The sequence below is a fragment of the Thermoanaerobacterium butyriciformans genome (assembly GCF_017874545.1).
Lineage (GTDB): Bacteria > Bacillota > Thermoanaerobacteria > Thermoanaerobacterales > Thermoanaerobacteraceae > Thermoanaerobacterium > Thermoanaerobacterium butyriciformans.
The window spans coordinates 37224-47929 of sequence record NZ_JAGGLT010000026.1; the positions used below are offsets into that span (position 1 = coordinate 37224).

12 protein-coding genes are annotated in these 10706 nt (G+C 32.1%); 3 read left to right on the plus strand and 9 right to left on the minus strand.

Annotation, left to right across the window (positions count from 1 at the left end):
- Positions 1-2 precede the first annotated feature (2 nt).
- The 3 genes from J2Z80_RS11110 to J2Z80_RS11120 all read right to left on the minus strand — a co-directional run bounded on the left by J2Z80_RS11110 (position 3) and on the right by J2Z80_RS11120 (position 2038).
- Entirely contained in the window at positions 3-725 is a 723-nt protein-coding gene (locus tag J2Z80_RS11110) for an MBL fold metallo-hydrolase (protein ID WP_015311434.1), read from the minus strand.
- A 12-nt stretch (positions 726-737) separates the two neighbouring features.
- The gene (locus tag J2Z80_RS11115) at positions 738-1454 is read right to left on the minus strand and encodes an HAD family hydrolase (RefSeq protein ID WP_015311433.1); all 717 of its coding nucleotides are present in this window, start codon (positions 1452-1454) and stop codon (positions 738-740) included.
- Positions 1455-1522: 68 nt separating this feature from the next.
- Positions 1523-2038: an ECF transporter S component gene (locus J2Z80_RS11120; protein WP_209454450.1), complete on the minus strand. Its 516-nt coding sequence runs from the start codon at positions 2036-2038 to the stop codon at positions 1523-1525.
- Between the two features lie 175 nt (positions 2039-2213).
- On the opposite strand from J2Z80_RS11120, the gene J2Z80_RS11125 reads away from it, so the two are divergent.
- From J2Z80_RS11125 to J2Z80_RS11135, 3 genes are read left to right on the plus strand one after another with little or no spacing between them, the layout of a single operon-like run.
- Positions 2214-2654, plus strand: a complete 441-nt coding sequence (locus tag J2Z80_RS11125) for a MarR family winged helix-turn-helix transcriptional regulator (protein WP_209454451.1) — start codon at positions 2214-2216, stop codon at positions 2652-2654.
- A 13-nt stretch (positions 2655-2667) separates the two neighbouring features.
- Positions 2668-3468 carry an ABC transporter ATP-binding protein gene (locus tag J2Z80_RS11130; protein WP_015311430.1) on the plus strand — a complete coding sequence of 267 codons (801 nt, stop codon included), beginning with the start codon at positions 2668-2670 and terminating at the stop codon, positions 3466-3468.
- Positions 3425-4255, plus strand: coding sequence for an ABC transporter permease (locus J2Z80_RS11135; protein WP_209454452.1), 831 nt, complete (start codon positions 3425-3427; stop codon positions 4253-4255). Before J2Z80_RS11130 ends, J2Z80_RS11135 begins: the two co-directional genes overlap by 44 nt.
- A gap of 96 nt (positions 4256-4351) precedes the next feature.
- Here the strand turns inward: J2Z80_RS11135 and J2Z80_RS11140 are convergent, their stop codons facing one another.
- The 6 genes from J2Z80_RS11140 to fdxA all read right to left on the minus strand — a co-directional run bounded on the left by J2Z80_RS11140 (position 4352) and on the right by fdxA (position 10088).
- Positions 4352-6961, minus strand: a complete 2610-nt coding sequence (locus J2Z80_RS11140) for a calcium-transporting P-type ATPase, PMR1-type (protein WP_209454453.1) — start codon at positions 6959-6961, stop codon at positions 4352-4354.
- Positions 6962-7127: 166 nt separating this feature from the next.
- Entirely contained in the window at positions 7128-7319 is a 192-nt protein-coding gene (locus J2Z80_RS11145) for an aspartyl-phosphate phosphatase Spo0E family protein (protein WP_245301285.1), read from the minus strand.
- A gap of 81 nt (positions 7320-7400) precedes the next feature.
- The gene (locus J2Z80_RS11150) at positions 7401-7604 is read right to left on the minus strand and encodes a hypothetical protein (RefSeq protein WP_209454455.1); all 204 of its coding nucleotides are present in this window, start codon (positions 7602-7604) and stop codon (positions 7401-7403) included.
- A gap of 86 nt (positions 7605-7690) precedes the next feature.
- A complete protein-coding gene (locus J2Z80_RS11155; protein WP_209454456.1) occupies positions 7691-8875 on the minus strand; it encodes an alanyl-tRNA editing protein in 1185 nt (394 codons plus the stop codon).
- A gap of 64 nt (positions 8876-8939) precedes the next feature.
- A complete protein-coding gene (gene ilvE, locus J2Z80_RS11160) occupies positions 8940-9812 on the minus strand; it encodes a branched-chain-amino-acid transaminase (protein ID WP_209454457.1) in 873 nt (290 codons plus the stop codon).
- Positions 9813-9917: 105 nt separating this feature from the next.
- On the minus strand, positions 9918-10088 hold the full coding sequence (gene fdxA, locus J2Z80_RS11165; protein WP_013297646.1) for a 4Fe-4S ferredoxin: 171 nt from the start codon (positions 10086-10088) through the stop codon (positions 9918-9920).
- Between the last annotated feature and the right edge of the window lie 618 nt (positions 10089-10706).

The following is a 10706-nucleotide window of genomic DNA, read 5'->3' on the forward strand; positions in this document are numbered from 1 at the left end:
CATCATATGTAATATACATCAAAAGGTTTTGCTATATTTACATCATGTATCACTTCGGATGCTTCTTTAACATACTCTTCTACAGCATGTTGTGGCCAAAGATGCGTAATAACAAGTTTTTTACATAAAGCCTCTTTCGAAATTTCCGCTGCCTGTCTTGCCGTAAGATGCGGTCCCTTCTCACCATTTAATAAATTACCATCGCATAAAAATAAATCAGAATTTTTGGCAAAGGAAACCAAGTTATCGCAGTATACCGTATCGCTGCTAAATACAAAAGTCCTTTGACCATCATTAAACTTAACGGCAAAAGTACTAACAGGATGCTCCACTTTTTTAAATGATATATTCAAATCCCCTGTATTTAGCTTTAAATCCTCATTTATATTTTTAATTTTAAAAACCCCATTAAAATTTAACTCTTCCAAAACTTTAACAGGCTCACTAGGACAAAATACATTTATCGGCTCTTTTATATAACCTTTTCTCATCATAATGTCTACAGCATACCTTAATACAAGCATGTCTGACATATGGTCCGAATGTAGGTGTGTAAGTATTATGTACTTTAAATCCCGCAAATCATGAAATCGCTGATATCTGCTTATAACACCACTGCCACAATCAATAAGTACATTTAAATCATTATCCTCCAGTAAATAGCCTGAACATGCACCATCGACTCCGGGATACGGTCCATGAGAACCAAGAATTGTAAGTTTCACACAAATCATCTCCTATCTAATAACAGGTAATCTCTTAATATACGCGTACATATCCTTGTAATTTCCGCGATCTATAGTTGAAATATCTTTTGATGACCTATTTATCATAAATTCATCTACTAGAAATGTCTTAAATCCGATGCTGGAAGACACTATATCTTCATCAACATCATTTCCTATCATGATACAATTCTGTGGATCTTTATTAAGTTTATAAACAATCTCTTTGTAATATTCAATATAAGGCTTGCAATAGTGCATTATCTCATAAGATGTTATAAAACTAAAATATGTATGGTCAAGACCGGCCCATCTCAATCTTTCTTTTATTGCTATATCTGGGAAAATAGGGTTTGTAGCAAGTACAATATCATAACCTTTTTCCTTCAGTAATTCTACCGACATCTTTACGTACTCATTTTTGCAAACACCCAATCCTAAATTTTTATAGTCATTTTCATAAAAATCATTAAAAATTGTCATCAATTTTTCCTTTGGATATTTCACTATTTTTAAAAATGAATCAAAAAAAGCTTCTTCGTTTGTCTTGTCAGGATCTAAATTGTTTATCATATCCATGCTGGCAGTAAAAAGAGCATTTTGAAAAAATGACGGCTCAAAATGAGCAGATATTTTCTTCGATATAGCTTTAAAATAATCCATGATCATTTTATCAGTATCTACAGGCAATAGAGTACCATCTAAATCAAACATCACTGTATCTATCATTTATTACCACCCCTGAGCCATTCTTATATAAAATAATACATTTTTGTAAAGAAAAAAGCAAGTTATCATTAACCTTGCTTTAAGTCTTTAAAATATTTTATTCTCGATAATGATTCAACAAGAATGGAGCCGATAATTACGCTGCCTATACCTTGAATAATGTTTCCTGGTACATCAGCTAAAGCTGCTTTAAAACCATACATAACGGCGCCACCGATGTAATAACCAAACACCATCCATATCGCTGCTAAAATAAAAACCGCAATTCGCACAAAAGATTTTTTTGCACTCCGTTTTTTAAGCAAAAGTGCAACTATAAGTCCTTCTACACCCTTTATGACAAAAGTCCACGGTGCCCACACAGCATATCCTGACAAAAGATCAGCCAGGGCTGAACCAACGCCACCGGAGATGAATCCAGCAAAAGGCCCTAATATTGAAGCTGATAAAAATATAAATGAATCTCCAATATTTACATATCCTTTTGTATAAGGTGTAGGTATCTGTATAACCATAGTTCCTACAGTAATAAGTGCAGTCATTAACGCTATATAGACGAGTCTTTTAAAGTCTTTTTCTCTCACATGCATACCTCCCATTTTTAATTAAAATTATTATACCATACAATTGTTATAATTCAATAAATACAATATACAAACAATTAATATTTTTGCTCTGAAAATGAAACTTTTGACATTTAGGATATTTTATACTATAATCATAAAGTACGGTTTCCGAATTATTTGGGAGGCTGATTAAATGGATACAGAAATAAAATCATTAGAATATCTGTTGCGTGAAATCAACCATAAGATGAATCTCGTAACTAAAAACTATTTAAACAGCAAAAATATCACAATGTCCAGATTCTGGGTTCTAAACAAATTGCATTCAGATGAGGCCATCACCATGAAACAGCTGCAATCGCAACTTCTACTATCTCCAAGCACCCTTACAGGGTTAATCGATAATCTTGTTGCTGATGATTTAGTATCTCGGTGGAGAGACACAAAAGATAGGCGTCTTGTCTTTTTGAAATTAACTGATAAAGGCTCTAATCTGCTAAATGAAATTTTAGAATACCGTACATTGGTTCTTAAAAAAATAGTCACTAAATGTACAAAAGATATAGACTTAAATATGTTAAATAAAAATCTCGAAACATTGTTAAAAACGTCAAACAATATTGATACAATTTAAGAAGGTGATTTTGATGAATTTTTCAATCGAAATAAAAAATTTAAAAAAGAAATTTAGAGATTTTGAAGCTGTTGGCGGAATTACATTTAACGTTGAAAAAGGAGAAGTATTTGGCTTACTGGGTCCAAATGGAGCCGGAAAGACCACAACTATTCGCATGATTACTACTTTGATGCCACCTACATCAGGAGAAATATTTGTTGCAGGGTACGACGCAAAAAAATACGGTGCAACAATAAGAAAATACATTGGATATGTACCACAGGCCCTTTCTGCTGATTCTACTCTAACTGGTTATGAGAATCTCCTTTTTGTAGCTAAACTCCTAAGACTTAACAAAAAAGAAAGAGAAGAAAGAATTGACTATATACTTAATATGTTGAATCTTAAAGATGCAGAAAACCGCCTTATAAAAGAATATTCTGGAGGAATGATACGAAGGTTAGAAATCGGCCAGGCTATAATACACAGACCTGAAGTTTTAATACTTGATGAACCAACAGTAGGATTAGATCCAGTTGCAAGGCTAAATGTCTGGAAAGTGCTTGAAACTCTGAGAAAAGAAACTGGTTTAACTATTTTAATAACAACCCACTATATGGAAGAAGCGGAAGCTATATGTGGAAGAATAGCTATAATGAATAGTGGCAAAATCGTAGCAATGGGTACGCCAGAAGAATTAAAATTAAAAACCGGAAATCCCGATGCCACCCTAGAAGATGTATTTACATTTTTCACTGGAAATCAATTAGAATCTGGAGGTAGTTACCGTGAAACAAGTCAATTACGCAAAAGAATCCAAAGATTCAGTTAAGACAAAATCGCCACTGAAAATTATTCTCGACTATATATTCAATTCATTCACTATAGCAGAGATGGAAGTTAGGAAGCTAAGGCATGATCCTACAGAATTGCTTACAAGAGCAGTTCAACCAGTTCTTTGGCTTTTGATATTTGGCCAAGCATTTTCTAGAATACGTGCGATACCTACGGGAAATGTAAATTATCAAACGTTTATGGCACCTGGCATCTTGGCCCAATCTATGATGTTTATATCGATATTTTACGGTTTAAGCATAATATGGGATAAAGATCAAGGCATACTTCAAAAGCTTATAGCAATGCCAGTCCCAAGAGCAGCTTTTGTTACAGGTAAAGCATTTGGTGCAGGAATAAGGGCTATAAGTCAAGTGATTATAATATTATTTTTATCATATTTGCTTGGTCTAAATATCAAGTGGAGTTTGCTAAATATAATCATGAGTATATTTACCATCATACTTGGTGCTGCATTCTTTTCCTCTCTATCTATGGCTTTGGCTGCTATAGTCAAAAGTAGAGAAAGGTTTATGGGAATCGGGCAGGTTATTACAATGCCATTGTTTTTTGCCAGCAACGCAATCTATCCAATACAAATAATGCCACATTGGCTACAAATTATAGCTAAAATAAATCCACTGAGTTACGTTGTTGAACTTTTACGAGGATACCTTATAAACGGCAGCATTTCAGGAACTGGTTTTGATTGGTTAATACTGATATTAGCAACAGTAGTAATACAAGTTATCTCTGCTGTTTTATATCCACATATTGTAACATAAAAACCACCTTATTAACTGATATGCCCATATAGTAGACAGTAAAAAAACTAGCTGTTTACTGATATGTGGCATATCACATAAGGTGGTTTTAATATTTTATTTTGTCTTGAAAAATAAAGCCTTTACTATCTCCATAATTATAATAGGCGAAAGCGATAATAAAACTATAATATCCCAATCGTATATGTTTATATTTTTTATATCAAATATAGCATTAAGAGGAGTCAATATAACCACAAGTTGAAGGAATATTGAAACAGCTAAAGCCAATACCATGTATCTGTTTTTAAATAAGCCAACTTTAAATATGGATTTGTTGGATCTTGCATTCATCGCTTGAGAAAGCTGCGAAAAAGTTAAAACAGCAAATGCCATAGTTCTTGCATTAGTAAGATTTTCTCTTAACCCAAATAAAAATGCTATAAATGACACTAATCCTATCATTATACCTTCAATGGGTATTCTAAACATGAGTCCATCAGCAAAGATGTTTTCATTTTTAGGCCTTGGTTTTTTGGTCATGATGTCTTTATCAGCCGGCTCAACACCTAACGCTAGTGCTGGTAGACTATCTGTCACAAGATTTACCCATAAAATATGGATTGGTTTAAGAGGCATTGGCATACCTGCTAATGTAGCAATTAAAAGAACAAGTATTTCGCCTATATTGCATGATAAAAGGTAGTGAATAGACTTTTTTATATTTTCATATATAGTCCTTCCTTCCTCTATCGCAGCAACTATTGTCGCAAAATTATCGTCAGTCAATACCATATCTGCAGAATCTTTTGCTACATCAGTGCCTGTTATTCCCATTGCAGCACCTATGTCTGCCTGTTTTAATGCTGGTGCATCATTTACACCATCACCGGTCATGGCTACAACTGCATTATTCCTCTGCCATGCTTTAACAATCCTCATCTTATGTTCAGGGGAAACTCTGGCATACACAGATATATCTTTTACTTTTTTATACAATTCATCATCAGTCATCGCTTCTAATTCTCTACCAGTTACAGCCATATCACCTTTATTTAAAATCCCCAATTCTTTTGCAATAGCCATAGCAGTAATCTTATGGTCACCTGTTATCATAACAGGCTTAATGCCTGCCATTTTGCAGATCTTAACAGAGTCTTTGACTTCTTCTCTAGGCGGATCTATCATCCCTAGTAACCCAATAAATATCAAATCTTTCTCCACATCATCACTGCTTAGCCTTTCGGGAATATCATCAGTATTTTTATAAGATATTGCCAAAACCCTTAATGCGTTATTTCCCATCTTCTCATTTTCTAGTTTAATCTTTGATTTATCATCATCAGTCAAATTCTCTATTTTGCCGTCTTTTAATATGTATTTACACCTTTCTATAACATTGTCAAAGGCGCCTTTTGTTATGACTTTGTAATTATTGTCATGGGCTTTATGAATCGTCGTCATCATCTTTCTGTCAGAATCAAAAGGGATTTCTGCTACTCTAGGATATTTATTTTCCAAATCCGATTTTTTCGAAAGATTCTTTTCAAATACAGATACTATTGCAACTTCAGTTGGATCTCCAAAACTTTTACCTTTATCATCTATAAATGCATCAGTACAAAGAGTTGAACATTCTAATAAAAAATCAGCTTTATTGTCATATTGATCATTTAAATCTAACTCTTTAAAATCAGTATAAACCTTAACAACAGTCATTTTATTTTGTGTCAAAGTACCTGTTTTATCAGAGCATATGACATTGGCACTTCCTAATGTCTCTACTGCAGGAAGTTTTCTTATTATAGCGTTTCTCTTAATCATCTTTTGAACGCCTAAAGCTAAAGTAATTGTCACTATGGCAGGTAATCCTTCAGGAATAGCAGCAACAGCAAGACTTACTGATGTCATAAACATATCAAATACAGGCCTTTTTTCCATTACTCCGATTATAAATATAATCGCACATATAATAAGAGCTCCTGTACCAAGATATTTTCCTAACTGCTCTAATTTAATCTGAAGTGGTGTCCTTACTTTATCTTCATTGTCCAACATTTTTGCAATTTTACCCATCTCAGTATCCATACCAGTCTCTGTCACTACAAACAATCCTCTACCATAGGTTACAATTGTTCCCATATAAACCATATTAATTCTATCACCGATATTCAAATTTTTATCCGATAATTTACCTGCTATTTTTTCTGATGCAATTGATTCACCCGTGAGAGCAGATTCATCAATTTTCAAATTTGCAGATTCTATAATTCTGCCATCTGCCGGTACAAAATTTCCAGCTTCTAAAAACACCACATCACCAGGAACGAGATACTGTGATTCTATCTCTATAACTTTCCCATCTCTTAATACTCGAGATACCGGTGCAGACAATTTTTTGAGAGATTCAAGAGATTTTTCGGCATTATTTTCTTGTATCATTCCTAAGAAGGCATTCAACAAAATGATAAACAAAATTATTACTGCATCCGTAATCTCACCTAGAAAAAGCGAAACTATAGAAGCAATTATTAAAATAATTACCATATAATCTTTAAATTGATCCAATAACATTGAAAGGACGGTTCTTTTCTTTTTTTCACTTAAATTGTTTGGGCCGTATTTTTCTAGTCTCTTTTTAGCTTCTTCTGTCGAAAGTCCGTTATTTACATCTGTCTTTAAATTGCTTGAAATTTCATCAATATCAAGAATCCAATTTTCCTTCATCGTATTCCTCCTAATTTTTGTATAATATAAATAAAGACCTTTATTTTGTATTATTCCACAAAATAAAGGTCTCACTCGCAAATTTGCTTAACCAGCCGGGTGTTTTCACCGTATTGACGACTGATTAACGAAGAGTTACTCCCCTTTAGATATAATTATAACATATTTATTGCACAATATCAACATTTGATAAATATTTTTTTGCTTTAGTCGTCACATATAATACGATTAAATCATCCAGTTTTCGACTCAAATCAAGCACTATATCATATTTTACTTCTTCCTGCTTTATTAAGTCATCAAGTTCATCTCGTAAATTGCTTATCTGTTCTTCTAATATAGATATTTTATTGTACATCATTAGTTCCCCTTTTCTAAAAATCGCATATACAATTTTATCATTAGGAACCAAAAAATTCAATAGGATAAAGCAGAAATTTTATCTAATTTTTTCCACTAATTTTGACAATTTTTTATATATATCTACTATATTTCTCCCGTATTCAATCTCCCAATCTTCACATCCTTCTCTAATTGTCAATATTTCTCCATTTAAGATGTTTCCCAATATGTCATCATTTGAAATTTTTTGCTTTATTTTTTCTATCAAAATTTCCACTGATGACGATTCTCTTTTTTCCATTTTGATTCAACTCCTATAGAATATTCTAATTATTGTTATATATTCTATAAATGTTATTATTTTCCTGCATAATAGTTAAAATTTTTTCAGTAATTTGATATGATATCAATAGCTTTCTCTAATGCTCTATCTATATTTTCTACTTTTCCACATCCTTGACACATTTTTTGATTTCCGCCACCATTTCCATCTATTATATCTAATACTGAATTAAAAAACGAATTTATATTTATATTAACATCCTCAGATCTCGATATAACTATATTAGCGTTTTTTGAAATACTACATAAAATACAAACAATCCCTTTTTCTTTTGTAACAATTTGAGATAAAGTCCTTAATTCTTTTAAATCTCTATCATTAAAAGTCTTTGTCACCAATTTGTATTTTTTTAAATCAACTGATTCACTAATTAATTTTTCTGCCTCATATAAAAGTATATTTTCTTTCATCATGTTTAATTCCTTTTTTAATTCCTTATTCTCCAAAACTAATTTATTCACTTTCCCTAAAATTTCATCTTCTTTTACAGATAATAATGATATTAACGTATTAATACAATTATTCTTGACATTATAATCTTTAATGGCTCTGAGACCGCATAAAAATTCTATTCTGATACCTTTTTTTGATTTCTCATAATTTCTAATTTTTATTAATCCTATTTCACCTAAACTTTTTACATGTGTACCTCCACAAGGTGAATAGTCTATATCTTTAATCTCTACAATCCTAATATTTTCATTAACCTTTGGTTTCTTTCTTAAAGGCAATTTAGCTAACTCTTTATTGTCTACAAAATATGTCGAAATTGGCAAATTTGAATATATTATCTTATTTGCTTCCTCTTCAGCTTCTGCAAGTTCACTTTCACTAAGATTGTTGTTCGTCAATGTTATATGAGAACAATCATCTCCTATGCTAAAACTTTCCGTTTCTGCATTATATAATTTATAAAATACTGCTGATAAAAGATGTTGGCCGCTATGTTGCTGCATATTGTCAAATCTTTTTTCCCAATCTATTTCACAAAATACACTTTTATTTTTAGGAATTTCTTTTAACATATGAATGACTTTATTATTTTTTAAAATGACATTCTCAACTTTTATTCCATCTATAGTTCCAGTATCTGCAGGTTGTCCACCGCTTTCAGGATAAAAATATGTTTCATCAAGAATTATTTCATAATATCCATTTACAAAACTTGCATCAACAACATTAGCAGTAAAAGACCTTTTATAACTGTCATAATAGTACATTCTCTCCATTATAGCGTTTAACCTCCTAACAACTTAAAACGCATGGTCAATCCATGCGTTTTCTTCGATTTCTTTAATATACTTTTGTTCCGTACAAAGTTCTTACTTTCTTGAATTCTTCAATGATTTTTTTCGTAATTTCTCCAGGTTTACCATTTCCAATTACTCTTTTATCAACCTCAGTTACAGGAATGGCTTCTGCAGCAGTACCAGTTAAGAAGCATTCATCCGCTGTATATACATTGAAAAGCGAAAAATACTTCTCTTCAAATGGTATTCCCAATTTTTTTGCTATGTCAATTACAGTGGCCCTTGTTATACCTCCAAGCGCTCCTGCAGCAGATGGCGGCGTATACAAAACGCCATCCGATACTATAAATACATTATCTCCTGTACACTCTACAACATAACCATCTACATTCAATAAAAGCGCCTCAGGATAACCTGCTTTTACTGCTTCGATTTTTGCTAATATATTATTTAAATAATTCAAAGATTTTATTTGCGGATCTAAAGTCTGAATTGAATTTCGTCTGAACGTAGAAGTAATTATTTTTAATCCATTTTGATACATCTCTTCTGGATATAAAGAAATTTCATCCGCAATTATTACTACAGTTGGATTAGAACATTTATAAGGATCCAGACCTAAATCGCCTTTTCCTCTTGATACAACAAGCCTTATGTATGCATCCTTTAAATTATTGCGCTTTACTGTCTCACAAATTTTCTCAGCCATTTCCTCTTTGCTTAAAGGAATATCCAGAAGAAGCGCTTTTGCCATATTGTAAAGCCTCTTTAAGTGATCATCAAGTTTAAAAATAACACCATCGTATGCTCTAATTCCTTCAAAAACACCATCACCGTAAAGGAAACCATGGTCAAAAACAGAAACAGCTGCTTTTTCACTATCTACAAATTCACCATTAACATATACTACAGGCATAATGACTCCTCCCATTTACTCTAATATATTAAAGTAAATTATACCACTTTAAAATTTTAAAGTCAAAATAAACAAAAAGCCCCTAAAGGGACTTTTTGTTTATTTTTATTCAGCTTTTACAGCCCCTGTTGGACATACAGCCTCACAAGCACCACAGTCGATACATGTATCAGCATCTACCTCGTATTTGCCAGTACCTTCGTGAATAGCTTCTACAGGGCATTCTGCAGCACAAGCACCACAGCTAATGCATTCATCTGTTATAATATGTGCCATTATTGTTTCCCCCCCTTTTTATGTATACAGTATATACTTCAAAGCATATTATATAGCATTTATGACTATATGTAAACACTACGTTATAATTTGTTTGTGTCAAGTTCGGATTTTCCAGCCAATAGCGGCAAACCATGCCACGCGTGGAGCGAATAAATTAAGCAGTCCAATAAGTGCTAAAAGTATCGCAAAAATAGCCAAAATACTATCTCCTTTCTTACAACTTTTTAAATATAGAAATTAATAAACTTTACCAATCTTATCAATAGTTTTGAGTTTATTATAGCATTAAAGAGTACAAAAGTATACGTTTTAGCTTTCCTATAAATTTATTATAAGGTATTTTAGGACATGGAACAAGGCATTGGAAGAACTCAAAAAAATTATTAATTTAGTTTACTTTTTGATTGTCTTTTTTGTATAATATTGTTAAAAAGCTAAGGAAGGTGTGATTTAATTGTTATTATTGTCTATATTAGCAATAATGCCTTTAATTATTTTATTATTGCAGCAAAAATTTAAAAAAATAAACATCATGCTTTGACAGCATCACGATAAACGAAAACTATCACGATAGACAGTAGGAATCGTGGTATAATTAGAGTGTACGGCACAGAG

What these genes read in the sequence shown, in the direction of transcription:
- J2Z80_RS11115 (WP_015311433.1), bottom strand. Translation starts at nt 1,454, where the DNA reads ATGATAGATACAGTGATGTTTGATTTAGATGGTACTCTATTGCCTGTA.
- J2Z80_RS11125 (WP_209454451.1), top strand. Translation starts at nt 2,214, where the DNA reads ATGGATACAGAAATAAAATCATTAGAATATCTGTTGCGTGAAATCAAC.
- J2Z80_RS11130 (WP_015311430.1), top strand. Translation starts at nt 2,668, where the DNA reads ATGAATTTTTCAATCGAAATAAAAAATTTAAAAAAGAAATTTAGAGAT.
- J2Z80_RS11140 (WP_209454453.1), bottom strand. Translation starts at nt 6,961, where the DNA reads ATGAAGGAAAATTGGATTCTTGATATTGATGAAATTTCAAGCAATTTA.
- J2Z80_RS11145 (WP_245301285.1), bottom strand. Translation starts at nt 7,319, where the DNA reads ATGTACAATAAAATATCTATATTAGAAGAACAGATAAGCAATTTACGA.
- J2Z80_RS11150 (WP_209454455.1), bottom strand. Translation starts at nt 7,604, where the DNA reads ATGGAAAAAAGAGAATCGTCATCAGTGGAAATTTTGATAGAAAAAATA.
- J2Z80_RS11155 (WP_209454456.1), bottom strand. Translation starts at nt 8,875, where the DNA reads ATGGAGAGAATGTACTATTATGACAGTTATAAAAGGTCTTTTACTGCT.
- ilvE (WP_209454457.1), bottom strand. Translation starts at nt 9,812, where the DNA reads ATGCCTGTAGTATATGTTAATGGTGAATTTGTAGATAGTGAAAAAGCA.
- fdxA (WP_013297646.1), bottom strand. Translation starts at nt 10,088, where the DNA reads ATGGCACATATTATAACAGATGAATGCATTAGCTGTGGTGCTTGTGCT.